The organism is Streptomyces sp. NPDC001902, assembly GCF_042891295.1.
Lineage (GTDB): Bacteria > Actinomycetota > Actinomycetes > Streptomycetales > Streptomycetaceae > Actinacidiphila.
Window position 1 is genome coordinate 1 of the sequence record NZ_JBIATA010000014.1, and the last position, 25,118, is coordinate 25,118.

General features: G+C 73.5%; 23 protein-coding genes and 1 pseudogene. 17 read left to right on the forward strand and 7 right to left on the reverse strand.

The features are described 5' to 3' along the window. Nucleotides 1–307: 307 nt before the first annotated feature. From ACFYYN_RS22605 to ACFYYN_RS22615, 3 genes are all read right to left on the reverse strand, one after another. Complete coding sequence (locus ACFYYN_RS22605) at nt 308–1,345, reverse strand: lactonase family protein (RefSeq protein WP_500547280.1); 1,038 nt, start codon at nt 1,343–1,345, stop codon at nt 308–310. A gap of 78 nt (nt 1,346–1,423) precedes the next feature. Further along, complete coding sequence (locus ACFYYN_RS22610) at nt 1,424–2,686, reverse strand: nitric oxide synthase oxygenase (RefSeq protein WP_500547281.1); 1,263 nt, start codon at nt 2,684–2,686, stop codon at nt 1,424–1,426. Nucleotides 2,687–3,067: 381 nt separating this feature from the next. Beyond that, a complete protein-coding gene (locus ACFYYN_RS22615) occupies nt 3,068–4,573 on the reverse strand; it encodes an FUSC family protein (RefSeq protein ID WP_500547282.1) in 1,506 nt (501 codons plus the stop codon). 369 nt (nt 4,574–4,942) lie between these two features. Between ACFYYN_RS22615 and ACFYYN_RS22620 the strand changes: the two genes are divergently transcribed. From ACFYYN_RS22620 to ACFYYN_RS22650, 7 genes and pseudogenes are all read left to right on the forward strand, one after another. Further along, nucleotides 4,943–5,470, forward strand: coding sequence for a (2Fe-2S)-binding protein (locus ACFYYN_RS22620; RefSeq protein WP_500323288.1), 528 nt, complete (start codon nt 4,943–4,945; stop codon nt 5,468–5,470). Beyond that, nucleotides 5,457–6,446, forward strand: a complete 990-nt coding sequence (locus tag ACFYYN_RS22625) for an FAD binding domain-containing protein (RefSeq protein ID WP_500323286.1) — start codon at nt 5,457–5,459, stop codon at nt 6,444–6,446. Before ACFYYN_RS22620 ends, ACFYYN_RS22625 begins: the two co-directional genes overlap by 14 nt. Continuing rightward, complete coding sequence (locus ACFYYN_RS22630; protein WP_500323285.1) at nt 6,443–8,650, forward strand: xanthine dehydrogenase family protein molybdopterin-binding subunit; 2,208 nt, start codon at nt 6,443–6,445, stop codon at nt 8,648–8,650. The genes ACFYYN_RS22625 and ACFYYN_RS22630 overlap by 4 nt, the downstream gene beginning before the upstream one ends. 20 nt (nt 8,651–8,670) lie before the next feature. Beyond that, complete coding sequence (locus ACFYYN_RS22635) at nt 8,671–9,159, forward strand: Lrp/AsnC family transcriptional regulator (RefSeq protein ID WP_499515487.1); 489 nt, start codon at nt 8,671–8,673, stop codon at nt 9,157–9,159. Nucleotides 9,160–9,184: 25 nt separating this feature from the next. Next, entirely contained in the window at nt 9,185–9,856 is a 672-nt protein-coding gene (locus tag ACFYYN_RS22640; RefSeq protein ID WP_500547283.1) for an HAD family hydrolase, read from the forward strand. A 272-nt stretch (nt 9,857–10,128) separates the two neighbouring features. After that, nucleotides 10,129–10,322, forward strand: a pseudogene (locus tag ACFYYN_RS22645) (ferredoxin); the annotation flags it as partial. 149 nt (nt 10,323–10,471) lie between these two features. Next, nucleotides 10,472–12,226, forward strand: a complete 1,755-nt coding sequence (locus tag ACFYYN_RS22650; protein ID WP_500547284.1) for an NACHT domain-containing protein — start codon at nt 10,472–10,474, stop codon at nt 12,224–12,226. Between the two features lie 24 nt (nt 12,227–12,250). Here the strand turns inward: ACFYYN_RS22650 and ACFYYN_RS22655 are convergent, their stop codons facing one another. Then, nucleotides 12,251–12,673, reverse strand: a complete 423-nt coding sequence (locus tag ACFYYN_RS22655) for a secondary thiamine-phosphate synthase enzyme YjbQ (protein WP_500547285.1) — start codon at nt 12,671–12,673, stop codon at nt 12,251–12,253. Nucleotides 12,674–12,784: 111 nt separating this feature from the next. Here ACFYYN_RS22655 and ACFYYN_RS22660 point away from each other — a divergent pair, with 111 nt between their 5' ends. The 7 genes from ACFYYN_RS22660 to ACFYYN_RS22690 all read left to right on the forward strand — a co-directional run bounded on the left by ACFYYN_RS22660 (nt 12,785) and on the right by ACFYYN_RS22690 (nt 18,733). Beyond that, on the forward strand, nt 12,785–12,868 hold the full coding sequence (locus ACFYYN_RS22660) for a putative leader peptide (RefSeq protein ID WP_354795648.1): 84 nt from the start codon (nt 12,785–12,787) through the stop codon (nt 12,866–12,868). Between the two features lie 190 nt (nt 12,869–13,058). Next, the gene (locus tag ACFYYN_RS22665; RefSeq protein WP_500547286.1) at nt 13,059–13,955 is read left to right on the forward strand and encodes an ABC transporter permease; all 897 of its coding nucleotides are present in this window, start codon (nt 13,059–13,061) and stop codon (nt 13,953–13,955) included. Beyond that, the gene (locus ACFYYN_RS22670; protein WP_500547287.1) at nt 13,928–14,734 is read left to right on the forward strand and encodes an ABC transporter ATP-binding protein; all 807 of its coding nucleotides are present in this window, start codon (nt 13,928–13,930) and stop codon (nt 14,732–14,734) included. The genes ACFYYN_RS22665 and ACFYYN_RS22670 overlap by 28 nt, the downstream gene beginning before the upstream one ends. A 32-nt stretch (nt 14,735–14,766) precedes the next feature. Next, nucleotides 14,767–15,798, forward strand: a complete 1,032-nt coding sequence (locus ACFYYN_RS22675; protein ID WP_500547288.1) for an ABC transporter substrate-binding protein — start codon at nt 14,767–14,769, stop codon at nt 15,796–15,798. Nucleotides 15,799–15,809: 11 nt separating this feature from the next. Beyond that, entirely contained in the window at nt 15,810–17,018 is a 1,209-nt protein-coding gene (locus ACFYYN_RS22680; RefSeq protein ID WP_500547289.1) for an LLM class flavin-dependent oxidoreductase, read from the forward strand. A 126-nt stretch (nt 17,019–17,144) separates the two neighbouring features. Next, a complete protein-coding gene (locus ACFYYN_RS22685; RefSeq protein ID WP_499515480.1) occupies nt 17,145–17,600 on the forward strand; it encodes a hypothetical protein in 456 nt (151 codons plus the stop codon). Nucleotides 17,601–17,620: 20 nt separating this feature from the next. Then, entirely contained in the window at nt 17,621–18,733 is a 1,113-nt protein-coding gene (locus ACFYYN_RS22690) for an NAD(P)-binding domain-containing protein (RefSeq protein ID WP_500547417.1), read from the forward strand. 51 nt (nt 18,734–18,784) lie between these two features. On the opposite strand, the gene ACFYYN_RS22695 is transcribed toward ACFYYN_RS22690, so the two are convergent. Together ACFYYN_RS22695 and ACFYYN_RS22700 are read right to left on the reverse strand one after the other, a co-directional pair. Continuing rightward, on the reverse strand, nt 18,785–19,810 hold the full coding sequence (locus ACFYYN_RS22695) for a LacI family DNA-binding transcriptional regulator (protein WP_500547418.1): 1,026 nt from the start codon (nt 19,808–19,810) through the stop codon (nt 18,785–18,787). 177 nt (nt 19,811–19,987) lie between these two features. Continuing rightward, nucleotides 19,988–20,308: an L-rhamnose mutarotase gene (locus ACFYYN_RS22700; protein WP_386992943.1), complete on the reverse strand. Its 321-nt coding sequence runs from the start codon at nt 20,306–20,308 to the stop codon at nt 19,988–19,990. A 187-nt stretch (nt 20,309–20,495) separates the two neighbouring features. Between ACFYYN_RS22700 and ACFYYN_RS22705 the strand changes: the two genes are divergently transcribed. Genes ACFYYN_RS22705 through ACFYYN_RS22715 form a run of 3 tightly spaced genes read left to right on the forward strand, consistent with a single transcriptional unit; the run spans nt 20,496 to nt 23,409 of the window. After that, entirely contained in the window at nt 20,496–21,260 is a 765-nt protein-coding gene (locus ACFYYN_RS22705; protein ID WP_500323273.1) for a (Fe-S)-binding protein, read from the forward strand. Further along, nucleotides 21,257–22,765 carry a LutB/LldF family L-lactate oxidation iron-sulfur protein gene (locus ACFYYN_RS22710; RefSeq protein WP_500547290.1) on the forward strand — a complete coding sequence of 503 codons (1,509 nt, stop codon included), beginning with the start codon at nt 21,257–21,259 and terminating at the stop codon, nt 22,763–22,765. The genes ACFYYN_RS22705 and ACFYYN_RS22710 overlap by 4 nt, the downstream gene beginning before the upstream one ends. After that, a complete protein-coding gene (locus tag ACFYYN_RS22715; RefSeq protein ID WP_500547291.1) occupies nt 22,762–23,409 on the forward strand; it encodes a LutC/YkgG family protein in 648 nt (215 codons plus the stop codon). The genes ACFYYN_RS22710 and ACFYYN_RS22715 overlap by 4 nt, the downstream gene beginning before the upstream one ends. An 11-nt stretch (nt 23,410–23,420) precedes the next feature. On the opposite strand, the gene ACFYYN_RS22720 is transcribed toward ACFYYN_RS22715, so the two are convergent. Further along, on the reverse strand, nt 23,421–25,076 hold the full coding sequence (locus tag ACFYYN_RS22720; RefSeq protein WP_500547292.1) for a bifunctional 3'-5' exonuclease/DNA polymerase: 1,656 nt from the start codon (nt 25,074–25,076) through the stop codon (nt 23,421–23,423). Between the last annotated feature and the right edge of the window lie 42 nt (nt 25,077–25,118).

The window sequence follows — 25,118 nt, forward strand, 5'->3', positions numbered from 1 at the left end:
TCTTCTCGCCGATCGCGCAGGGTGTGCTGACCGGCAAGTACCGGCGGGGGCAGGAGCCCCCGGCGGGGTCGCGGGGCCCCCACCACCAAGGCGGCCCCGGCCAGATATACCCCTGGATGATCGACGACGTGCTCGAACCCCTCCACCCGCACCACCCCCACCCCCCCCCCGCGGGGGGCCCCCCCCGGGGGGGGGGGGGGCCGCCCGCCCCCCCCCCCCCGCCCCCGCCCCCCCCCCGGGGGGGGGGGCCCCCCCGGGCCCCGGGGGCCCCCCCCCCCACGCCGTTGCGCGTACGGGGAAGCCGCCGTCAGCCGAAGACCACGCAGGACGCGGCCGGGACGGCCACCGAGCCGGCGAGCTTGGGCGTACCGGTGACCGGGTCCACGTCGAACCAGCTGACCTCGCCGGAGCGCTCGTTGGCCGCGTAGAGCCGCTTCCCTGAGGGGTCGAGGGTCAGGTGGCGCGGCCAGTCGCCGCCGCAGTCCACCGTCTCCAGCAGCTCCAGCCGGTCACCGCTGTCGTCGACGGACAGCACCGCGATGCTGTTGTGCCCTCGGTTGGCGGCCCAGGCGAACCTGCCGTCGGGCGAGACGACCAGCTCGGAGGGGTAGTTCGGGCCTGCGGCGTCCGCGGGCAGCACGGAGACCTCGGCGACGGGCTTCAGACGGCCCACCTCCGGGTCCCAGTGACAGACCGTCACCACGGACTCCAGCTCGTTCATGACGTAGGCGCGGTCGCCGCGCGGGTGGAAGGTGAGGTGCCGCGGTCCGGTGCCGGAGCGCAGGCCCATCTCGCGTTCCACCTCCAGCTCCCCGCTGTCCGGGTCGAGTTCGCAGACGCGCACGGAGTCCGTGCCGAGGTCCACGCTGAGCACCCAGCGCCCGGAGGGGTCGGGCAGCACCATGTGGGCGTGCGGGCCCTCCTGCCGCTCCGGGTCGGGGCCGTCGCCCTCGTGCTCCAGGACGTGGCGCGGCCCGCCGAGCGCGCCGCGGTCGTCGACCGGCAGCACGCTGATGGTGCCGGAGGCGTAGTTGGCGGTGAGCAGGTGTCCCCGGTGCAGGCACAGATGGGTGGGCGCGCCGCCGCCCACCGGCACCGTGGCGCCCAGCGGTTCGGGGCGGGCGGGGTCGCGCAGCGAGAACACGGCCGCGCCGCCGGTCTCGGCGTGCTCACTGACGGCGTAGAGCAGGCCGCTGTCCTCGGAGAGCACCAGGAAGGAGGGGTCCTCCACCGCGGAGTCGGCGCGCAGCACCGTCAGCGCTCCCGAATCGGGGTCGACGGCGGCGGTGGTCAGCCCTTTGCCGCCCGCCGAGGTGAACGACCCGATGTAAACGTGCCCGGCCACTGCCGTACCTCTTCCGCTGATTGTCTGTACGGCGGCTGAGAGTAACGCAGTGGCCGGAAACTGATCCCGTTGCCCCCGTCACACCAGCGTCTCGCCGCGGGCGAGGGCGAGCGACTCGGGGTGGTGGACGTAGGCGGGGGTCAGGTCGCCGGTGTCGTAGTAGCGGTGGAAGACGCCGGTGGCCGAGCCGGAGATGGGCGGCACGATCCACGACCAGTCGGCGGGCACGGGACGGCCCTTGCGCTCCTCCCGTTCGATGTGCGCGAGGAAGCGCCGGGATTCGGTGTGGTGGTCGGTGATGGTGACGCCGACGCGGTCGAAGGAGTGCAGCACGGCCCGGTTGAGCTCGACCAGGGCCCGGTCGCGCCACAGCGAGCGGTCGCTGCCGGTGTCCAGGCCGAGGCGGTCGGCGAAGCGCGGCAGGAGGTCGTAGCGGTCGGTGTCGGCGAAGTTGCGGGCGCCTATCTCGGTGCCCATGTACCAGCCGTTGAAGGGCGCGGCCGGGTAACAGACGCCGCCGATCTCCAGGCACATGGAGGAGATCGCCGGGACGGCGTGCCAGCGCAGGCCCCACTCCGCGAGCCAGTCGAACTCCGGGTGCACGATCGGCACCTCCAGGACCGCGTCCGCCGGCAGCGGGAAGTGGCGCGGCGGTTCGGCTCCGCCCTGCACGACCAGCGGCAGGACGTCGAAGGGCGTACCGGGACCGCCGGACCAGCCGAGCCGCCGGGCCACCTCGGTGATGCCGGTGTTGCCGGGGTCGCCGAGCACTCCGCCGTCGGGCCGGGGGTAGCCGGCGTAGCGGATGAGCTGGTCGTTCCAGATCCGCGGGCCGGGGCGGTCCGGCGCGTCCGGGGCGAAGACGGTGATGACCGGGCGGATCCGCCCGCCGTTGGCCGCGACCCTCAGGTGGGCGGCGGCCTCCAGGGCCACCCCGCGCGCGGTGGCGACGTGGCGGCGGTCGCGGACCTGCAGGGAGTTCCAGTACAGGCGCCCTATGCAGCGGTTGCTGTTGCGCCAGGCGACGCGCGCGCCGAAGACGAGCTCCTCGTGGGTGTGCCGGTAGGTGCCCGTCGCGTCGATCTCGGCGAGTACCGCGGCGAGCCGCTGCTGCGGGTCGCCGGCGGCACCGGGCAGCTCGTGGTGGTACTGCCGCAGGAAGTCCGTGGCCAGCGCGCGGACGTCCACGTCCTTGTGCAGGACGGCCGGAGCGGCGCCCTGACCGGCCGCGCCGTCGACGGGGCAGGAGGCCGCCGCGTCCTGGGGACGCGCATCGGCGTCCTCTTCCGCCGCCTGCGGGTGTCCGGCCGGACAGCCGGCCAGCGGCTCCGGGCCGTCCATCCGCGCGTGCTCCGCCGGGGGCGGCACGCGGCCCGGCCCGGTAGGCCGTTCGTTCTTCCCCCCGGTACGGCGCAGAAATCTCAGCACGCCTGGCACCCCCAAGACCGCCCTGCGCGAACCGTTTGCCCCACGGTCCGCGGATACGGCACGAGACTGGATTCGGTCTCACCGCTTGTCCGGAGTCAGTCATCCTGGCACGCCGCGCCGAACAGGGCTCAGAATCAGGTGAATTGACACATCACGACGCAGGTTGGACGCAATCCGGTCACCTGGCGACCGTGACCGGTCCCGATCCGCCCGGGGGCGCACACGAACCCGGCACGCACGCCCGGCGCCGCCGATGGGCCTGCGCGCGGAAGGGGCACGCCCCTGCCGCGCGCGTCAGACGGGCTCCCCGGTCCGCGCGGGACGCGCGGGGGCGCCGAGGGGGGCGGCCAGCCCGCTGAGGGCCGTCTCGAGGCTGCGCAGGTGCTCCAGGGCCCGATCGGCGTGCGGGTGCGGGCCCACGGCGTCCCCGGCGGCCGTTCCGGGCGCCGGAGCACCGCTCCCGGCCGTACCCGGGGGCACCAGGCGCCGGACGGCGATCTCGACCCGGTGGCAGGCCGCAGTGAGGCGCTCGTCGTGGCAGGCCGACGGGTCGGCCACGACCTCCGCGAGGCCGCGGACCTGACGGGCGCACTCGTCGAGCAGGGCGAGGACGGTACGGGCCCGGGCCTTGCGGTGCCGCATCGGGCTGAGCGGGTGCACCAGCGGGGCGACGGCGGCCCGCACCCGGTCCAGGAGGACGTCGAGTTCCGCCACGTGGCGGGCCAGGTCGTCGCCCGGGCCGCCGGCGAGGTGACGGGCGGCCTCGCCGGTGAAGTCGTGGACCGCGTGCAGCGCGCGGCGGATCCAGGCGTCGGTCGCCGCGTGCGTGGTCACCGGCAGCACCACCAGGACCGCGACGGCCGCGCCCAGGGCGCCGACGGCGGTCTCCCCCAGCCGCAGCGCCAGCAGCCCGGGGTGGAGGATGCCGAGCAGGCCGTAGAGCAGCCCCGCCATCACCGTCACGAAGAACATCATCCAGCTGTACGAGACCGGGGCGGTGTAGAAGATCCCGAAGACGCAGACGGCGACCAGTGCGGCGGTCGGCGCGGGCGCCCCGTGCAGCGGGAGCACCACCGCGAGCCCGGCGACGATGCCGGTGACGGTGCCCAGGACGCGGCGGAAGCCCCGCACGAGGGTCTCGCCCCGCGAGGCGGTGTTCACGAAGATCCACCAGGCGGTGCCGACCGCCCAGTACCAGCGGTCCTCGGACAGCGCCTGGCCCACCGCCACCGCGATCCCGCCCGCGAGCACCGCCTGGAACGCCTGCCGGGTCGTCGGACGGCGCAACCCCCGGGACTGGGGCAGGACGACGGCGGGCGCCGGGACGGCCCCCCGCTCGTAGCACCACAGGCCGAAGCGGACGAGGGCCGCGCAGCCCAGCCCGAGGCCCACGGCCCCGTACAGCTCCGGCAGCAGTCCAGGACCGGCCCGCAGGAACTGGGCGATGAAGAACATCATGAACGCGAAGACGCCCAGGGCGTGGCCGCGCCCCCCCCAGCGCCGGGCGTAGACCACCGCGAGGAAGGCCGCGTCCCGTGCGCCCGGGTACGGATGCAGCCAGGCGGCCAGCGCGAGGACGGGGAAGCCCACCGCGGGCATCAGCGCGGTCGTCGCGGCCTGCCGGGCCGGCCCGGGGTCGGTGACGACGAACAGCGCCAGCAGCGCGGCCAGACCGCCGACCACGACGGCGGGCAGCGGCAGCCCGGCCGCCGCCACGGCGGCGACCGCCCCCGCGATGCCCAGGACCGCGCGCGAGGCGCTGCGCAGCCGTGCGCGTCCCGGGTCCGGTGCGATGAACATGCGCCTCACCACGTGCCCGCCCTGCCCCCTCGTTCGTGCCGCGGTGCGTGTCCGCGCATGGAAAAGGCGCTGCGGGGCCTCGTACCTCCCGCAACGCCAGCGTCGCCTCCAGGAAAACATCCTCAGGGCCCTTGGCTCAAGCGAGCCCCGTTCCACTGGGCCATTGGCCCGGCCGTCGATCGCGCGGCCAGGGCGGGGCCGGACCACTGGCCCATGCCGAAACGCCCATTCGGCGTATATTGATGTGAAAGGCGGACGTATTGACGCGAAAAGTCGATCCCGCCTTTTAACGGCGCCTGACGAACCAACTCACCGGATCCGCCCCAGGAGGGGCTCGAGTCGTACCCGACCCGTCCGGAGGAGGACGCGATGAGGGACGTGGCGAGCGAGCGGGACGTGGACCGTCCCGGAACCATCGAGCGGGTCGTGACACTCGACGTCAACGGCCGGTCGTACACCCTTCGCCTGGACACCCGGGTCACGCTGCTGGACGCGCTGCGCGACCGGCTGGGCCTGACGGGCACGAAGAAGGGCTGTGACCAGGGAGCCTGCGGCGCGTGCACGGTCCATCTCGACGGCAGGAGAGTGCTGTCCTGCCTGACACTGGCCGCCCAGGCCGAGGGCCGGGCGATCACCACCATCGAGGGCGTCGGCGGCGCGGACGGACCGCACCCGGTGCAGCGGGCCTTCATGGACCACGACGGCTTCCAGTGCGGCTTCTGCACCCCCGGCCAGATCATGTCCGCGGTGGCGCTGATGGCCGAGGGCAGGACCGGCTCCGACGAGGAGATCCGGGAGTTCATGAGCGGCAACCTGTGCCGCTGCGGTGCCTATCCCAACATCGTGGCCGCGATCCGCGAAGCGGCGTCCGGGGGAGGTTACGATGCGCACCTTTGAGTACGTGCGGGCGACCGACGCCCAGGAGGTCGTACGGCTGCTGGCGGAGGACCCGGCGGCCTCCTGCCTCGCGGGCGGCACGACCCAGCTGGACCTGATGAAGGACGGGGTCCTGGAACCGCCGACGCTGATCGACATCACCCGGCTCCCGCTGCACGGCATCGAGCGGCGCGGCGAGTCGCTCCACGTCGGGGCGCTGGCCACGATGGAGGAGCTGGCCGCCGACGCCACGGTCGCCGAGCGGCTGCCCGTGGTGCGCGAGGCCCTCCTGATGGGCGCCTCGGTGCAGCTGCGGAACATGGCCACCATCGGCGGCAACCTGCTGCAGCGCACCCGCTGCCGCTACTTCCGCGACCCCATGGTGCTCGAGTGCAACAAGCGCGCACCGGGCACGGGCTGCGCGGCCGTGCAGGGCGCGGCCAGGATGCACGCGGTGCTCGGCGTGAACGAGAACTGCATCGCGCTGCACGCCTCCGACCTCGCCGTCGCCCTGGTGGCGCTCGACGCGGTCGTGCACGTCCAGGGGCTGTCGGGCCGGCGCAGCGTCCCCCTCACGGAGTTCTACGTCACGGCCGACGAGGGTCCGGAACGGGAGAACGTCCTGGAGCACGCCGAGCTGATCACCGAGGTCGAGATCCCGCTCCCGCCGCCGTCCGCCCGCTCGGGTTACCTCAAGGTCCGCGACCGGATGTCGTACGAGTTCGCCCTGACCTCGGCCGCGGTGGTGCTCGTCGTGGAGGACGGCACGATCCGTCAGGCCCGGGTCGGGCTGGGCGGGGTGGGCTCGAAACCCTGGCGGGCCTACGAGGCCGAGCACGTGCTGACGGGCGCTCCGGCCACGTCGGCGACCTTCCTGGACGCGTCCGAGGCGACGATGCGCGACGCCTGGACCGTGCCCGGCACGGCGTTCAAGGTGCCGTTGGCCCGCCGGACCCTCGTCCGCGAGCTGCAGACAGTGTCAGGAGTGACGGCATGAGCACGGTCGAGAGCAGGCCGTTGGTCGGTGCGGGCGTCAACCGGGTCGACGGACCGCGCAAGGTCACGGGCGCCGCCCCCTACCCGATGGACTTCAACGTCCACGGCCAGGCCTACGGCGCCCTGGTGCAGAGCACCATCGCCGCGGGCCGGATCGTCCGCATGGACACCGAGGAGGCCGAACGCTCGCCCGGCGTGATCGCGGTGCTCACCCACGAGAACGCCCCGCAGGTAGGCACCGGCCCCACGACGGTGCTCGGTCAGTCGCCGCCCGCCCCCCTGCGCAACGACCGGATCATGCACCACGGGCAGCACATCGCCTTCGTGGTGGCCGAGACGCCGGAGCAGGCCGCCGCCGCGGCGCGGCTGGTGCACGCCGAGTACGAGGCCGGTGAGCCGCTGCTGGACCTGCAGGACCCGAGGGCGCAGCATGTGGTCGACCCGTGGAAGATGGACCACTCGCGCGGCGACGTGGCCGCCGCCCTGGAGGCCGCCGACGTCATCGTGCGCGGCACCTACCTCACGGCGGACAACACCAACAACCCGCTCGGGCTGTTCGCCACGCTGGCCGTGTGGGAGGAGGACACCCTCACCGTCCACGACACCAGCCAGTGGCCGTCGATGGTGCGCACCACCTTGTCCATGGTCTTCGGCATCCCCGAGAGTTCGGTTCGGGTGCTGGTGCCCTACGTCGGCGGCGGCTTCGGTGCCGGGCTGCGGGCGTGGCCGCACGTGATCCTCACCGCCATGGCCGCCCGGTCGACCAAGCGCCCGGTCAAGCTCGTGCTGACCCGGCCGCAGATGTTCACCTCCGTGGGGCACCGTCCCAGCGGCGTGCAGTGGCTCAGCATGGGCGCCACGCGCGACGGCGACCTGGTCGCCCTCGACCACCGCAGCCTCAGCTCGCTGAGCATGGAGGACAACGACTTCGAGCCGTTCTCCCACGGGACCTCGTTCGCCTACCGGTGCCCGAACGTGATCACCCGGGACCAGCAGGCCAAGCTCAACATCGCCGTACCGACGTCGATGCGCGCCCCGGCCGAGGCGCAGGGCAGCTTCGCGCTGGAATCGGCCCTCGACGAATTGGCGTACACCCTGCGCATGGACCCGCTGGAGCTGCGGATCCGCAACCACACCGAGGTCGACCCGCGCAACGGGCTTCCCTGGTCCGGGAAGGCGATCCTGGAGTGCTACGAGGCCGGCGCGCGGCGCTTCGGCTGGGCCGACCGGAACCCGGAGCCGCGGTCCATGCGCGACGGCAACTGGCTCGTCGGCTACGGAATGGCGAGCGCGATGTTCCCGTACTTCGCGACGCCGTGCATGGCCGAGGCGACCGTCAACCGCGACGGCAGCGCGTTCGTGCGCAGCGCGGCGACCGACATCGGCACCGGCACGTACACCGTGATGGCCCAGCTGTCCGCCGAGGAACTGGGCCTGCCCCTGGACAGGGTCCGCTTCGACCTCGGCGACTCCGACATGCCCGACTCGATGATGGCGGGTGGCTCCGGCCTGACCGGCGCGCTCGGCAACGCCGTTCACGACGCCTGCCGCAAACTGGTGGGCCTGTTCGCGGACCTCGCGCGCGGGGACGCCGACTCCCCACTGCTGGGCGCCTCCCCCGAGGACGTCGAGGCCTCCGGCGGCAGGGTGCACCTGGTGGGCCGCCCGGACCGCGGGGAGTCGTACGCGGACATCCTCTCCCGGCACGAGCTGCCCCAGCTGACGGCGACCGGGAGCAGCACGCCCCCGGACCCTGCTGCCATCGGCATGTCCCCGGCCGGGGCCTACGGCGCGAAGTTCGTCGAGGTACGCGTCGACGCCGACCTCGGCCTCGTCCGGGTCGCGCGGGTGGTGTCCGCGATCGACGGCGGCCGCATCCTCAACGAGAAGACCGCCAGGAGCCAGATCATCGGCGGGACGGTCGGCGGGATCGGCATGGCCCTGTTCGAGGACACGGTCACCGACCCGCGCACCGGCCGCATCGCCAACGGGACCTTCGCCGACTACCTCGTCGCCGTGAACGCCGACATCCCCGAGCTGGACGTGCTCTTCGTCGGCGAGCCCGACCGCGGCACACCGACCGGCACCAAGGGCGTCGGCGAGGTCGGTCTGGTCGGCATCGCACCCGCCATCGCCAACGCCGTGTACCACGCCACCGGAAAGCGCATCCGCGAACTGCCGATCACCATCGACGCCCTCCTCTGAGCGGCGCGAGGCAGCGTCCCGTGCCCGCCGACGAGCTGGACGCCCGCATCCTGGCACTGCTGCTGGAACAGCCGCGCACCAGCGTCCGCGAGTACGCCCGCATCCTGGGTGTGGCGCGCGGGACCCTGCAGGCGCGGCTCGACCGGCTGGAACGGGACGGGGTGATCACCGGGTACGGCCCGCGGCTGTCGCCCGAGGCCCTGGGGTACCGGGTGCTGGCCTTCGTCCACCTGGAGGTGACCCAGGGCCATCTGGACGCCACGGGCGCGGCCCTGGCCGCCGTACCCGAGATCATCGAGGCGTTCTCGATCACCGGCGGCGGCGACCTGCTCACCCGGGTGGTCGCCCGGGACGCCGCGCACCTGGAGGACGTGATCCAGCGTCTGGTCCAGGTGCCGGGTGTGGTGCGCACCCGCACGGAGGTCGCGCTGCGCGAGCGGGTGCCGCAGCGGATGCTGCCGCTGGTACGGGAGGTCGGCCGGGACGCCGCGGCCGGGCGCACGCCGTGATCGCCGGCTTGGCATGCTGGGAGGCATGACGCTCCCCGCGGTGATATTCGACCTCGACGGCACCCTCGTGGACAGCGAGCCCAACTACTTCGAGGCGGGCCGCCGGCTGCTGGCCGCGCACGGCGTGGACGACTTCACCTGGGAGCAGCACCGGCGCTTCATCGGCATCGGCACCAAGGAGACGCTGGAGACCCTCCGCGAGGAGTACGGCCTTTCGGCCTCCGTCCAGGAGCTGCTGGACGGCAAGAACCGGCTCTACCTGGAGCTGGCCCGCGGGGCCACGGACGTGTTCCCGCGGATGCGCGCGTTCGTCGAACTGCTGGCGAAGGCCGGGCACCCCATGGCGGTGGCCTCGGGCTCGTCGCGCGAGGCGATCCGGGCGGTGCTGGCGGGCACCGGGCTGGACGCCCGGCTGACGACCGTGGTCTCGGCGGAGGAGGTCGGCCGCGGCAAGCCCGCCCCGGACGTGTTCCTGGAGGCGGCGGCCCGGCTCGACGTGGACCCGGCGGACTGCGTGGTCGTCGAGGACGCGCCACCCGGCGCGGAGGCGGCGCACCGGGCGGGCATGCGCTGCGTCGCCGTCCCCTACCTGGCCGCGCAGGCCGACGACCCCGCCTTCGCGACGGCCGGCCTTCTGGTGCGCGGAGGGCAGGACGCCTTCGACGCCCGGGCGGTCATGGACTGGCTGACCGGCTGACGCGCTCCCCGGGTGACGCCCGGCACCCGCATGGTGCGCCGGCAACCCTGCGGTTAATGGTGGTGCACGGGGTCGGCTTCGCCCGGCGCCCCGACCGCCGCGGCGGCAGCAGGAGGCGGCGGACCCCGTGAAGCGGCCCCTGACGATCATCGGCGAGGAGTCGGAACGCCCCCCACGACCGGCCGCCCGTGTCGAAGGCCGTGCTGCTCGACGGCATGTCCCCGGAACACGTCGCTCTGCCCGCCCGGCACGATGTCTCGGCCCGCTGTCGCCTGGGCGGACCTGCCGGCCACCGGGTCGTCGACCTCAACCGGTGCCAGGGATACGCGCAGTGCGCGTTCCTCACCCCGACATGTTCGAACTCCATCGCGAGGAGACGCTCTTCTACGACACCGGGCCCCCCGAGGAGCAGCGCGACCGGGCGGCGTGCGCCGCCGCTTCGTGCCTCGTTCAGGCGATCCTGATGGTGGACGTCTCCTTCTGGGACCGCACCATCTGCGTGCCGCCTGCGACGGGGGGCGGCCCGTCTGACCGGTTCCCTGGGTGGTGGGCGCCGCCGGTGGGGAAGATGGTGGCGTGGGGAGATACGGACGTCCGGACCGCAGAACGGGACTTGTGTGCGGCGCGGTGTTCCTGGGCTCCATCGCGGCGGCATGGGCCCTCTACGTGGCAGCCGGCCAGAGCGCCGTCGTGGGAGCAGTGGGAGTCCCCGTCATCGTCGGCGTCCCAGCGCTGTACATGGCGGGCAAGGCGATGCAGGGGGACCGTTCCGACACCGCGTTCACGCTGTCGATCGACGAGGTCACGGAACGCCTCGCGCAAGACACACGGAGATTCTGGTCCGATGAGGCCCACCGGCGGGGCCTCATCGACCCCGTTCCGCTACCGGTGCCATGGGATGCCGCTGACGAGCACTTGGTGACGGACTGGGACCGGATCGCGCGGGAGGCCGCGGAATGGCGCCGGCCGGCGAGTTCGGAGAGTCCCCACGCGACCAGGCTGTGCGGCACCGGCAACCAGGTCGCCGACGTCCTCGCCGGGATTCCGACGAGGCGTCTGGTCGTCCTGGGCGACAAGGGAGCGGGCAAGACCACGCTGCTCATCAGGTTGGCACTGCGGCTGACAGCAGATCGGGGCGGACCCGGGGAGCAAGTGCCCGTGCTGCTGCCGCTTGCCGACTGGTCCGGCAGGGACGGGCGATTCCTGGACTGGGTGGTCGACCAGATCGGCGAGCAGTTCCCCGATCTCAAGCGCCCGTACGGCGGAGCGGCCGGCTCACAGAGCTGCGCACGGCAACTGGTCGACGAACGCAGGGTCATGCTCCTGATCGACGGCCTCGACGAGATCCCGGAGTCCCGGCGACGCACGGCGATCACGCGGATCAACGACGACCTGGACTTCTTCGCCGGTGTCGTACTGACCAGCCGCACCACGGAGTACCGGGAGACCGTCGGGCCCACGACCCGCAACCCGGTGCGGCTCAGGGGGGCAGCGGGCATCGAGCTGGGCCCTGTGGCCTTGGGTGACGTGAAGAAGTACCTGACCGACGCAGCGGGCGGGGAAGCTGCCGCAGAGGACCGCTGGCGCAGCGTGCTGGTGGAGATGGACCACGACGGTTCCGGCGTGAACGGGGCGTTCAGGTCCCCGCTCATGGTGAGCCTCGCCGTCGCCGTGTACCGGCTGGAGCACGACGACCTCGACGGCGCCGGTCGAGGTCCTGATGAACTGTGCCGCCGGTCCCGCCAGCAGGTCGAACGGCACCTGCTGACCGAGCTGATCCCCACGTTGTACCGCCCGCACCGCGACCGTTCGCAACGCTGCCTGTGGACGCGCCACCCAAGACAACTGACGAAGGTCAGAAAGTGGCTCGCCTTTCTCGCCCAGCGGCTCACCCCGCACGGGGGCCACGCACCAGACCGGGCCTGGTGGTACCTGGAGGACGCCGTGTCGACGCGGCTCGTAGGCGCCGTCATCGGCAGTACGACGGCGCTGTTCACCGGGACCATGGCCGCGCTCGCGGCCGCCGCCGTCACCGCCCCCGGAAGCAACCGCACCGCCTGGCTCTGGACCGCGGCGGGTGTCGGCATCATGTCAGGCGTGGCAGCCGGTACGGTCTCCGGCTCCGAGGACGCAGTGGAGCTCGGAGCGCGCCTGACGGTCCTGGGCAGGACGGGTGAAGGCATCGCCTACGTGTTCACCATCTGGGCGCCCGCGATGGTGGTGCGCTCCTGCCTCGCTGTACGGGGGCGCCTTCCCTGGAGGCTTTCGCGGTTCCTGAAGGACGCGCACATGCACCACGGGGTACTCCGCCGGTCAGGCCAGGCCTACGAGTTCCGCCATGCGGAGCTGCAGCGACAACTCACCCCGTAAGCCGGAGCGGAGCGCTGGAGCGGCTCACGCCAGGAAGCTCAGCCGGACCTGGCGCCGTGGGTTGTCGCGGTTGGTGTCGACCAGGACGACGGACTGCCAGGTGCCGAGCTCCAGCCGGCCGCCGATCACCGGGAGCGTGGCGTGCGGCGGGACGATGGCGGGCAGCACGTGGTCGCGGCCGTGGCCGGGGCTGCCGTGGCGGTGGCGCCAGCGGTCGTCGGCGGGGAGCAGGTCGTGGAGCGCGGCCAGCAGGTCCTCGTCGCTGCCCGCGCCGGTCTCGATGACGGCGATCCCGGCGGTGGCGTGCGGGACGAACACGTTGAGCAGCCCGTCGCGTCCGTGGGCGACGTCGTCGAGGAAGTCGGCGCAGGCGCCGGTCAGGTCGTGGACCGTCTCCCGGCTGCCGGTGGTGACGTCGAGGGTGCGGGTGGAGAAAGCGTCGGCCATGTGACCATGGTGGCCCACCCGGGAGCCTGCCGCGTGGCGGGGGTGGCGCGGGCGTTCCGAGGGCCGAGACGCCGTTGACGCCATGTGGACGGCCTGGCTACGGTCGTGGACATGTCGCGTCCCGTTCTGCTCACCACGCGCGGTCACATCGACCTGTTGCGGGTGGCCTCCGCCGCCTGTCGCCGCGGCTGCTGACGCTTCCCCACCTCTTGGCGTGCCTTTCTCGCACGCCGTTTCCGTGCGCCTTTCGGGCCCTCCCCGCACCGCCCCCGTCCGCGTTCCCGTGACAAGTCGTAGCGCCAGCACCTGCGCCTGCGCCTGACCGGTTTCGCGGACGCGGGGGCGTGCGCGCCCGCTCACCGCCTCCCCGACGTGGAGCCTTCCCATGAGCATCAGCAAAGCGCCACCGGACATTTCCGCCATGTCAGCCGACGTCCCTCCTGACGCCGCCCCTTCCGTCGTCCCTTCCACGACCGCTCCCGAACTGCGCCCCGTGGTACCCGTCTCCGCCCGCCGCCGCTCACTGCCCCGCTGGCTGCGGCGGACCACGGGGCCGCTGCTCCTGCTCGCGGTGTGGCAGTCGCTCAGCACGACCGGTGTGCTGCGGCCGGACGTCCTGGCCTCGCCGGGCACCATCGCCGGCACGGCGGCCGACCTCGTGACGAGCGGTCAACTGACCTCCGCCATGGCGGTGTCGCTGCAGCGCGTGGTGGTCGGGCTGCTCCTCGGCGGTGCGGCCGGCATCGCCCTGGCCCTGCTGTCCGGGCTGTCCCGCCTGGGCGAGGACCTGGTCGACGCGAGCGTGCAGATGCTGCGCGCGGTGCCGTTCGTCGGCCTGATCCCGCTGTTCATCATCTGGCTCGGCATCGGCGAGGCACCGAAGGTCACCCTCATCGCGCTCGGCGTCGCCTTCCACCTCTACCTCAACGTCTACGCGGGGATCCGCGGCGTCGACGAGCAACTGATCGAGGCGGGCACCTCGCTCGGCCTGTCGCGCTGGGGGCTGGTCCGGCACGTCGTGCTGCCGGGCGCGCTGCCCGGCGCGATGACGGGGCTGCGCTACTCGCTCGCGACCGCGTGGCTCGCGCTGGTCTTCGGGGAGCAGATCAACGCCTCCGACGGCATCGGTTTCCTGATGACGCAGGCGCGGGACTTCCTGCGGACCGACGTGATCGTGGTCTGCCTCGTCGTCTACGCCTTCCTCGGCCTCACCGCCGACATCGTCGTCCGCTCCCTCGAAAGGCTGCTGCTGCAATGGCGACCGACCTTCACCGGCCAGTGAGCCGCGACGCCGCCGGAGCCGACGGAGCCGACGCCGCCGCGGCCGGTCCCGCGGCCGGTCCCGCGGCCGCGGCCGTGCGCGTGACGGGGCTGACCCGCTCCTTCGGCGGCCGGCCCGTCATCGACGGCCTCGACCTCACCCTGCGGCCCGGCGAGTTCACCGCCCTGCTCGGCCGCAGCGGCTGCGGCAAGAGCACACTGCTGCGCGTCCTGGCCGGGCTCGACCGGGAGATCGAGGGCACCGTGCTGGTGCCGGACAGGCGTGCCGTCGCCTTCCAGGCGCCGCGCCTGATGCCGTGGAAGCGGGTGTGGCGCAACGTCCTGCTCGGCCTGCCGGGACGGCCCGAACGGGCGCTGGCAGAGGCCGCGCTGGAGGAGGTCGGGCTGCGGCAGCGGTCCGGCGCCTGGCCCAAGACGCTGTCGGGCGGTGAGGCCCAGCGTGCCTCGCTCGCCCGGGCGCTGGTGCGCGAACCCGATCTGCTGCTGCTCGACGAGCCGTTCGGCGCGCTGGACGCGCTGACCCGCATCAAGGCGCAGCGCCTCGTCGCCCAGCTGTGGCAGCGCCGAGGCTGCGCGGTGCTGCTCGTCACGCACGACGTGGACGAGGCCCTGCTCCTCGCCGACCGTGCCCTGGTCATGCGGGACGGGGTCATCGCCCACGACACCCCGGTCGCGCTGCCCCGTCCGCGCGACGTCGGCGACCCCGGTTTCACCGCCCTGCGCTCCCGTCTGCTGGCCGAACTCGGCGTCGACGCTCCGACGGCCGCCGAAGCCGCCTGACCCACCCTCACGAGAAGGACGACGGACCCACCATGAAGACAACCCGGCGCATCGCCCCCGCCCTGCTGCTCCCGCTCGCCCTCCTGCTCTCCGCCTGCGGCGTCTCCACCGCCGACAGCACCGTGGGCGGCGCCGGTGACGGCACCGACGGCAAGGGCTCGGTCACCTTGAACGTCGGCGACCAGAAGGGCGGTTCCGAGGCCGTCCTGCGCGCGGCGGGCGAGCTCGACCACCTCACGTACCGCATCAAGTGGTCGACCTTCACCTCCGGGCCACCACTGCTGGAGGCGGTCAACGCCAAGGCGGTGGACATCGGCGGGGTGGGCAACACCCCGCCGGTCTTCGCCGCGGGCTCCGGTTCGAGGATCACGGTGGTGGCGGCCTCGCACGGCTCCTCCGAGGGCGAGGCCATCGTCGTCCCGAAGGGCTCTGCGCTGAAGCGGCCCGCCGACCTCAAGGGCAAGCGCATCGCCGTCGCCCAGGGCAGTTCCGCGCACTACCAGCTGATCGCCTCGCTGCAGGCCGCCGGGCTGGCGCTCGACGACGTCGACGTCAGCTATCTGCAGCCTGCCGACGCCCTGGCCGCCTTCAGCGGCGGCAAGGTCGACGCCTGGGCGATCTGGGACCCGTACACCTCCCAGGTGCTGCGCGCCAACGGCGCGCGGGTGCTGACCACCGGTACGGGGCGCGTCAACGGCCTGGCCTTCCAGGTCGCCGCACCCGGCGCGCTCGCGGACAAGGCGAAGTCCGCCGCCATCGGCGACTACCTGGAGCGTCTGCGGCGCGCCCAGGACTGGGTCTACGAGCACCCCGAGGAGTGGGCCAAGGTGTGGGCCAAGGAGACCGGGCTGCCGTACGAGGTGGCCCTGGACTCGGTGAAGCGCAGCAACGGCACCCGGGTCTCGGTGGCGGTCGACGACGCGGCCGTCGCCTCGGAGCAGGAGATCGCCGACACCTTCGCGAAGCTCGGGCTCATCCCGCGGCACGTCGACTTCTCCGACTTCGTCGACCGCCGCTTCAACGGCGACCTGCCCGCCTCGACCACCGCCGCACGCACCTACTGAGAGGGCCGCACATGTCCGTGCACCTGCACTGGTTCCTGCCCACCGGAGGCGACGGCCGCACCCTGGTGGACCGGCATGCCTACACCGACGGCGGCGTCAAGCGCTCCCGCGTCACCCCAGTCTCCGGGGTGCGGGCGCCCGACATCGACTACCTGGCGCAGATCGCGCGGGCGGCCGACCAGCTCGGCTTCGAGGCCGTGCTGACGCCCACCGGCACCTGGTGCGAGGACGCCTGGCTGACCACCGTCGCGCTGTCGCAGCACACCGAGCGGCTGAAGTTCCTGGTCGCCTTCCGGCCGGGGGTCGTCTCACCGGTTCTGGCGGCGCAGATGGCGGCGACCTACCAGCGGATCACCCGGGGCCGGCTGCTGCTCAACGTCGTCACCGGCGGGGACTCCACCGAACAGCGGCGCTTCGGCGACCACCTGGACCACGACGCCCGCTACGCGCGCACCGACGAGTTCCTGTCGGTGGTGCGCGGGGTGTGGGGCGGCCGGCCGTTCGACTTCGACGGAGAGCACTACCGGGTGGAGGGCGGACTGACCGCGCTGCCGCCGGACCCGGTGCCGCAGGTCTTCTTCGGCGGCTCCTCACCGGCGGCCGGGCCCGTCGCCGCCCGGCACGCGGACGTCTACCTGACCTGGGGCGAGCCGCCGGAGCAGGTGAAGGCGAAGACCGACTGGATCCGCGCTCTGGCCGAGGCGGAGGGGCGCACGGTGCGCTTCGGCATCCGCCTGCACGTGATCTCCCGCGACTCAGCCAGGGAGGCGTGGGCCACGGCGGAGCGGCTGCTGGACGACCTCGACGAGGACACGGTCGCCGCCGCGCAGGAGGCGCTGGGGCGCAGCGAGTCGGTGGGCCAGCAGCGGATGCTGGCGCTGCACGGCGGCTCGCGCGACGGGCTCGAGATCTCGCCGAACCTGTGGGCCGGGGTGGGCCTGGTGCGCGGCGGGGCCGGGACGGCGCTGGTCGGCAGCCACGCGGAGGTCGCCGACCGGATCGAGGAGTACCACGCCCTGGGGATCGACCACTTCGTGCTGTCGGGCTACCCGCACCTGGAAGAGGCGTACTGGTTCGGCGAGGGCGTCATGCCCGAACTGGCCGCACGGGGGCTGCTCGACAGGGTGCCTGACGCGCCGCTCGCGGGCGTCCCCGCGGCGAACGGCCGTCCGGCGTCCGCACCGGGCGGGGCGCCGCTGCTGCTCTCCGGAGGGCGCTGACGGTCCCCGTGCGACGGGGGGCGGCTGTCCTGATCCGGGCGGCCGCCCCCGATTGGTCTGGACCACTTGCCGTCCCGCGGGATAGGGTCGGCAGCGCCCGCCCGAGCGCCAGAGGGGGACCCCCACGTGTACGCACCGCACCGCGTCGCCGCGCTGGTCGACGTCTGCCTGCTGCCCGTCGGCCGGACCCGCAGACCGCCGGAATGGCTCCGGCGCGGCCTGGAGCGGGCCGGGGCGGTCACCGTCGACGTCCCGGCCGCGCTCAGCGGGCCCGCGGTCACCGAACTGCTGCGGGACGAGTTCGGCGACGGCGCGGTCGTGATCAGCGAACCGCTGGACACCGACGAGGTCGTGGAGGGCTGGGGCGTACCGGGCGCGGCCGTCCTGGCCTGGCTCTCGGGCGTGGACCTGCTGCAGCTCGGGCCCCGTTGCGGGGCGGGCGTCCTGGAGGCCATCCGGACCGCGGCCACCCGCGCGGTCGCCGACGGCGACCTGCCGCTGTCCCGCCTGGAGGAGGCCGCCGCCCGGGTGGCCCGGCTGCGGCGCGAGGTGTCCGCGGGAAGCTTCCACGAACGCCCGTAGTTGGTGGAAACGTGAACCATGTGGATGTGGACGTCGCCGTCATCGGGGCCGGGCAGGCCGGGCTCTCGGGCGCGTACTTCCTGCGACGGAACGGGATGCGGCCGGACGAGGACTTCGTCGTCCTCGACCACTCCCCCGGCCCCGGCGGCGCCTGGCAGTTCCGCTGGCCGACGCTGACGTACGGCAGGGCGCACGGGGTGCACTCGCTGCCCGGCATGGAGCTGGAGGGCGCCGACCCCGACCGGCCGTCCGCCGAGGTCGTCGCCGAGTACTTCGACCGCTACGAGCGCACCTTCGACCTGCGGGTGCACCGCCCGGTCGACGTCTCCACGGTCCGCGAGGGCCCGGACGGGCGCCTGCTGGTCGAGTCCGACGCCGGCACGTGGGCTGCCCGCGCGCTGGTCAACGCCACCGGGACCTGGGACCGGCCCTTCGTCCCCCGCTACCCGGGCCAGGAGGCCTTCCGCGGCCGCCAGCTGCACACGGCGGGGTACCGCGGGCGCGAGGAGTTCGCCGGGAAGCACGTGATCGTGGTCGGCGGCGGCACCTCGGCCGTACAGCTGCTCATGGAGCTCCACGAGCCGGGTGGCGCGGCCGCGACGACCTGGGTGACCCGGCGGCCGCCCGCGTACCGCACCGGCCCCTTCGGGGAGGATCAGGGGCGGGCCGCGGTCGCGCTGGTCGAGGAACGCGTCAAGCACGGCCTTCCGCCCCAGAGCGTCGTCAGCGTGACGGGGCTGCCCATGACCGAGGCGATGGAGCGCGCCCGCGAGCGCGGCATCCTCGAACGCCTCCACATGTTCGAGCGGATCACCCCGGACGGCGTGACCTGGGCGGACGGCCGCCACGTCACCGCCGACGTCATCCTGTGGGCCACCGGCTTCCGTGCCGCGCTCGACCACCTCGCCCCGCTGCGCCTGCGCGAGCCCGGCGGCGGCATCCGCCTGGAGGGGCTCACCCAGGTCGCCGCCGACCCACGCGTCCACCTCATCGGCTACGGCCCCTCCGCGAGCACGATCGGCGCCAACCGGGCCGGCCGCAGCGCGGCCCGCGAGATCCGCGCCTACCTGCGGGGACGGGACCGCGCCCCGGACGCGGCCCGGACGCCGGAAGCGGTGGCCGCGGCCGGCTGACGGCCGGCCGAAGACCACCGAAGCCGTCGCGGCCCGGCACCCCCGGAGGGCTCAGCGGGCGGCGCGGCCGCTCTTGCCGAGGGTGGAGCCCCGGACGACGAGTTCGGGCTGGAAGACGATGCGCCGGTGCTCGTGCTCCTCGGCCGCGTCCCCGGTCTCCTCGATGAGCAGATCGGCCGCCGCGCGGCCCATCCGGTAAGCGGGCTGCCGCACGGACGTCAGCGGCACCGCGGCCGCCGCCGCGAACTCGATGTCGTCGTAACCGACCAGCGCGATCTCCTCGGGCACCGCGATGCCCGCCGCGTACAGCGCCTGCAGCACGCCCAGCGCGAGCAGGTCGTTGGCACAGAAGACGGCGGTCGGGCGGTTGGCCATCCCCAGGAGCCGGGCGCCGGCGTCGCGTCCGGAGGGGACGTCCAGCCGCTCCGCCTCGATGTGCGCCAGGGACCCGGCGGGGAGCCCGGCGGCGGCGAGCGCGTCCAGGGCGCCTGTGCGCCGGTCCTGGCACTGGGCGAGGTGCATCGGACCGCTGACGTACACGATGCGTTCGTGGCCGCGTTCGATGAGGTGGTCGACCGCGAGGCGGCCGCCCTCGACGTCGTCCACGGACACCGAGCAGGCCTCGGCGCTCGGCACGACGCGGTCCACGAAGACGAAGGGGATGCCGTGGCGCCGGAAGGAGGCGATGTTCCGGCCGCTGGTGTCCGCGGGCGTCACCAGGACACCGCGCACCCGCTGCTCGGCGAAGAGCCCGAGGTAGTCGGCCTCCTCCGAAGGGCTCTCGCCGCTGTTGCAGAGCATCACTCCGAGCCCGGTCTCACGGGCGGCCCGCTCGGCGCCGGAGGCGACGTCCACGAAGAAGGGGTTGGCCATGTCGAGCACGAGCAGCGCGATGATCCTGCTGCGGCCCGCCCTCAGCTGCCGGGCGGACTCACTGCGCACGTAGCCCAGTTGCTCGATGACCGACAGCACGCGGGCACGCGTGTCCTCGGAGACCATGTCGGGCCGGTTGATCACGTTCGACACCGTGCCGACCGAAACGCCCGCCTGCCGGGCGACGTCCTTGATCCCCACCATGCGTGTCACGAGCTCCGCCCTACCTCCTGCCGCCGGCCCGCCGCAGGCCGCGGGTTCATGCTACGCATTCGTGACGGCGTCGGCGCCCACTGTGTCCGGCCGACCGAACGGCAGCGGCGGAACGGCAGCGACGGCCTCGGGGGCGGGGCGGATCGTCGCGCGGCTACGGCTGCGGCGTCATGCCAGGTGGAAGACCTCCGTGAGCGGCCGCATGGCCTCGTCGGGCCGGGCCCCGTCCAGCGCCTCGAAGAAGTCCGCCATCTCCGCCTGCCAGCGGGCGTTGACGTCGGTCGCCGCCATCGCCTCCTGTGCGGCGGCGAAGTCCTCGGTCTCCAGGTAGCCAACGAGCAGGCCGTCCTCACGCAGAAAGAGCGAGTAGTTGTGCCAGCCGGTGGCGGAGAGGGCGTCCAGCATCTCGGGCCAGACCGCGGCGTGACGCTCGCGGTACTCGGCGAGACGGTCCTTGCGGACCTTCAACAGGAAACAGACGCGCTGCACGGTCGGCCCTGGCCTCTCGGGTCTGATATGAAAGGTTTCAATCGATGGCAGGGACGTTAGGACACCCCGACATGGCTCGTCAATGGCACCTTCTGCGGCGCGCAGACATCCGATCTCTGCCCCATAGTGTGGGGCGTATACGGCAGTATGAGCCCACGGGTGGCCGTGCCGACCGTGAGGAGGCCGCATGCGCGTAGCACTGTTCGTCACTTGCGTGAACGACACGCTGTACCCCGAGACGGGGAAGGCCGTCGTGACCCTGCTGGAGCGGCTGGGGGTGACCGTGGACTTCCCCGCCGCGCAGACCTGCTGCGGCCAGCCGCAGTTCAACACCGGTTACCGGCACGAGACGGAGCCCCTGGTCACGCGGTACGCCAAGGCTTTCGAGGGGTACGACTACATCGTCACCCCGTCCGGCTCCTGCGCCGCGATGGTGCGGGACAACTACCCCCGCATCGGCGACCGGGCCCGCGCGGAGGGGCGCGGGGAGGGTCTCGCCGCCGTCGCCGCGTCCGTCGTGCCCCGCACCTACGAACTGACCGAGTTCCTCACCGACGTGCTCAAGGTGACGGACGTCGGAGCCTACTTCCCCTATCCCGTCACCTATCATCCGACCTGTCATGGCCTGAGGATGCTGGGGCTGGGCCGCCGCCCGGTGGAGCTGCTCAGCCATGTGAAGGGGCTGGAGCTGGTCGAGCTGCCGGGCGCCGAGGAATGCTGCGGATTCGGCGGCACCTTCGCCGTCAAGAACGCGGCCGTCTCCGCGGCGATGGGCGCGGACAAGGCCCGCAACATCACCTCCACCGGCGCGCGCGCCGTGTGCACGGTGGACAACTCCTGCCTGATGCACATCGGCGGTACCCTCGCCCGGCTCGGCTCCGAGGTCCGGCCGGTCCACCTCGCCGAGATCCTCGCGTCGACCGAGGAGCAGCCCTATGGAGGCATCCGATGAGCGGCACCTACCTGGGCATGCCCGCCTTCCCCGTCGCCGCCGGCGAGGCCGTGCGCAACACGACCCTGCGCGGCAACCTGCGGCACGCCACCCACACCATCCGGGACAAGCGGGCCCGTGCCGTCGCCGAACTCGACGACTGGCAGCAACTGCGCGCGGCGGGCAAGCAGATCAAGGACGACGTGCTGCGCCATCTCGACCACTACCTGGTGCGGTTGGAGGAGGCGGTCACCGCCGCGGGTGGCACCGTCCACTGGGCCGTCGACGCGGACGAGGCCAACCGCATCGTGACGGACCTGGTACGTGCCACCGGTGAGACCGAGGTCGTCAAGGTCAAGTCCATGGCGACCCAGGAGATCGGTCTCAACGAGGCGCTCGCCGAGGCCGGGATCTCCGCCTACGAGACGGACCTGGCCGAGCTGATCGTGCAGCTCGGCGACGACCGGCCGAGCCACATCCTGGTGCCCGCGATCCACCGCAACCGCTCCGAGATCCGGGACATCTTCAACGAGGCCATGGGCCGCTGGGGCCGTCCGGCGCCCGAGGGGCTCTCCGACTCCCCCGCCGAACTGGCCGAGGCCGCACGGCTCCACCTACGGGAGAAGTTCCTGCGCGCCAAGGTCGGCATCTCGGGCGCCAACTTCATGATCGCCGAGACCGGCACCCTGGTCGTGGTGGAGTCCGAGGGCAACGGCCGCATGTGCCTGACGCTCCCCGAGACCCTGATCTCGGTGGTCGGCATCGAGAAGGTGCTGCCGAGCTGGCGGGACCTCGAGGTCTTCCTGCAGCTCCTGCCGCGCTCCTCCACGGCCGAGCGGATGAACCCGTACACGAGCACCTGGACCGGGACCACCGACGAGGACGGACCGCGCACCTTCCACCTCGTCCTGGTCGACAACGGCCGCACCGACACCCTCGCCGACGAGGTGGGCCGCCAGGCGCTGCGCTGCATCCGCTGCTCGGCCTGCCTCAACGTCTGCCCCGTGTACGAGCGGGCCGGCGGGCATGCGTACGGGTCCGCCTACCCCGGGCCGATCGGCGCCATCCTCACCCCGCAGCTCCGCGGCACGGACACCGCGATCGACGCCTCGCTCCCGTACGCCTCGTCCCTCTGCGGCGCCTGCTACGAGGTGTGCCCGGTCGCCATCGACATCCCGGAGGTCCTGGTCCACCTGCGGGAACGCGTCGTGCAGGGTGGCGAGGCGACCCGGGCGGGCAACAAGGTGACGCTCAGACCCGCCAAGGGCCACGCGGCCGAGCGGGCGGCCATGCGTGCGGCGCGCTGGACGCTGGACCACCCGGCCGCGCTGCGCGCCGGTCAGCGGCTGGCGTCGCGGACCCGCAGGTTCCACCCGAGCCGGCTGCCGGGGCCCGGGAAGGCGTGGACCGACACCCGGGACATCCCATCGGTGCCGGCCGAGTCCTTCCGCGACTGGTGGCGGCGCACCCGGGGGCCGGGCACCGCCGGCAGCGGCAGCACCGAGAGCAGGGAGGGCACCAAGTGAGCACCCGTGACCAGGTCCTGGGGCGGATCCGCCGCGCCCTCGCCGACGCGCCCCACGGGACGGCACCGGCGCGCGGCGCGGTGGACCGTGACTATCTGCGCGTCCACGGACGGCGGGACGCCGCGCAGACCGCCGATCTGCTGGCCGAGAACCTCGCCGACTACCGTGCCATCGTCCACCGCGCCACCGCCGAGGAGCTGCCCGGCCGCCTCGCCGGCCTGCTGGCCGCGCGCGGCGCCCGCCGGGTCGTCGTCCCGCCCGGCCTTCCGGAGCAGTGGCTCTCGGCGGTGCAGGACGTGGAACGGGTGGCCGATTCCGCGGCGCTGACAGCGCGCGAACTGGACGCCGTCGACAGCGTCGTCACCGGTTGCGCGGTGGCGATCGCGGAGACCGGCACCATCGTGCTGGACGCCGGGCCCGACCAGGGGCGGCGCAGGATCACGCTCGTCCCGGACCACCACGTCGTCGTCGTGCGCGTCCCGGAGCAGGTCGTGGACTCGGTGCCGCAGGCGCTGGAACGGCTCGATCCCGTCCGGCCGTTGACGTGGATCTCCGGACCCTCTGCCACCAGCGACATCGAACTGGACCGGGTGGAGGGCGTGCACGGGCCGCGCACCCTGGAGGTCCTGCTCGTGACGGACTGACCGCGCGCCGCTCATTTGGCGTCCGCGTAACACTCGACGACATGGGTGTGCAGCGGGAAGGGCACCGGCGTCGGGCCGAAGAGCAGGCGCCGGGCCTCCTCCGCGGACTCCGCGACGGCGTGTTCCACGGCGGGGGCCAGCTCCTGGGGGGTGTGCACGATGACCTCGTCGTGCAGGAAGAACACCAGGTGCGGCCGTCCGTCGAGCGCGGCCAGGCGGCGGCGCAGGGAGGCCAGCACGGCCAGCGCCCATTCCGCGGCCGTGGCCTGGATGACGAAGTTGCGGGTGAAGCGGCCCCAGGCGCGGGCCTGGGCGTCGGTGAGCTCCTGGCGGTCGGCGGACGGCGCCGGTGACGTACGCCCGAGGTGGGACCGGACGACACCGCCGCCCTCGCCGGTGCGGGCGGCGGACTCCACCAGGCGCATGGCGTCCGGGAAGCGGCGGCGCAGTACCTCGAGCAGCGGCCCCACCTCGCCGCTGGTCTGGCCGTACATCGCGCCCAGCAGGCCCAGTTTGGCCCGCGCGCGGTCGCCCCCGAACGCGGTGCGCGCCAGGGCCGCGTACAGGTCGCCCTCCGCGGCGGCCGCCGCCAGCCCGGGATCGCCGGAGAGGGCGGCCAGGACGCGGGGTTCCAGCTGGCCCGCGTCGGCGACGACCAGCCGGTGCCCGGGGTCGGCGACCACGGCGGCGCGGATCTGCCGGGGGATCTGCAGCGCTCCGCCACCGCGGGTGGCCCAGCGGCCGGAGACGACACCGCCGACGACGTACTCGGGGTGGAACCGCCCGGCGGGCGCCCACTGTTCACGCCAGGCCCAGCCGTGGGCGCTGTGGATGCGGGAGAGCTCCTTGTAGCGCAGCAGCAACGCGGCGGCCGGATGCCCGACCTCCCGCAGCACATGCGAGCGGGTCGAGGTGATCCGCACGCCCACGCGCTCGAAGGCGGGCAGCAGTTGGGCGGGCGAGTCGGGGTTCACCGGGCGGCCCAGGGCCTCATGGATGCCGGTGGCGAGCTCGGACAGCACCTTGGGGCGGACACCGCCCGCCGGGCGGGGGCCGAGCAGCCCGGTGAGCACCGCGTCGTGGGCGGCGGCGCTCCAGGGCAGGCCGTCCCGGGCCATCTCGGCGGCGGCCAGGGCGCCGGCGGACTCGGCGGCGGCCAGCAGGCGCAGCCGGTCGGGGTGCTCGGACAGGGCGATCCGGCGCTGCTGGTCGGCGTGCACGGCGACCACCGCCTCCAGCGGGTCGGTGCCCGGCGGCAGATGATGGCGGTCGGCGGCGAAGAGCACCGGCTGGTCGTCGGAGCCGCCTTCGCGCGCGTCGTCCGGCACGGGGAGTCCGTGCAGCCGGGCCCAGCCGGCGCCCAGCGAACGGGGCAGGCCCCAGCGCTCCTCGGCACCGAGCAGCAGGGCCTCGACGAGCTTGAGGTCGTGGCACCGGGCCGGACGGGCCGGGAGCCGCTCCAGCAGCGGCGGGTAGATCTCGTCGGTGGCGGCCCACACCCAGCGCGGCGCCTGCCGGGCCTCGCGCTCGGCGACGGCCGCCACGAGGTCGCCGACGGTCTGCGGGGGACCGTCCGCGGTGCCGTCCTCGCGCAGCGCCTGCAGCCGCCCGCCGGTCCCCAGGGGGTCGGCGACGACGGCGACGGACGGGCTCCTGTGCGAGGTCACCGTCCGAGGGTAGAACGGAGCACCGACAACGCCCCGTGGACC

Coding starts and splice junctions, on each gene's coding strand:
- ACFYYN_RS22710 (WP_500547290.1), top strand. CDS start 21,257: ATGAGCGGCACCTACCTGGGCATGCCCGCCTTCCCCGTCGCCGCCGGC.
- ACFYYN_RS22620 (WP_500323288.1), top strand. CDS start 4,943: ATGAGGGACGTGGCGAGCGAGCGGGACGTGGACCGTCCCGGAACCATC.
- ACFYYN_RS22655 (WP_500547285.1), bottom strand. CDS start 12,673: ATGGCCGACGCTTTCTCCACCCGCACCCTCGACGTCACCACCGGCAGC.
- ACFYYN_RS22640 (WP_500547283.1), top strand. CDS start 9,185: ATGACGCTCCCCGCGGTGATATTCGACCTCGACGGCACCCTCGTGGAC.
- ACFYYN_RS22630 (WP_500323285.1), top strand. CDS start 6,443: ATGAGCACGGTCGAGAGCAGGCCGTTGGTCGGTGCGGGCGTCAACCGG.
- ACFYYN_RS22610 (WP_500547281.1), bottom strand. CDS start 2,686: ATGGACGGCCCGGAGCCGCTGGCCGGCTGTCCGGCCGGACACCCGCAG.
- ACFYYN_RS22660 (WP_354795648.1), top strand. CDS start 12,785: ATGTCGCGTCCCGTTCTGCTCACCACGCGCGGTCACATCGACCTGTTG.
- ACFYYN_RS22680 (WP_500547289.1), top strand. CDS start 15,810: ATGTCCGTGCACCTGCACTGGTTCCTGCCCACCGGAGGCGACGGCCGC.
- ACFYYN_RS22675 (WP_500547288.1), top strand. CDS start 14,767: ATGAAGACAACCCGGCGCATCGCCCCCGCCCTGCTGCTCCCGCTCGCC.
- ACFYYN_RS22615 (WP_500547282.1), bottom strand. CDS start 4,573: ATGTTCATCGCACCGGACCCGGGACGCGCACGGCTGCGCAGCGCCTCG.
- ACFYYN_RS22670 (WP_500547287.1), top strand. CDS start 13,928: ATGGCGACCGACCTTCACCGGCCAGTGAGCCGCGACGCCGCCGGAGCC.
- ACFYYN_RS22625 (WP_500323286.1), top strand. CDS start 5,457: ATGCGCACCTTTGAGTACGTGCGGGCGACCGACGCCCAGGAGGTCGTA.
- ACFYYN_RS22695 (WP_500547418.1), bottom strand. CDS start 19,810: ATGGTGGGGATCAAGGACGTCGCCCGGCAGGCGGGCGTTTCGGTCGGC.
- ACFYYN_RS22665 (WP_500547286.1), top strand. CDS start 13,059: ATGAGCATCAGCAAAGCGCCACCGGACATTTCCGCCATGTCAGCCGAC.
- ACFYYN_RS22705 (WP_500323273.1), top strand. CDS start 20,496: ATGCGCGTAGCACTGTTCGTCACTTGCGTGAACGACACGCTGTACCCC.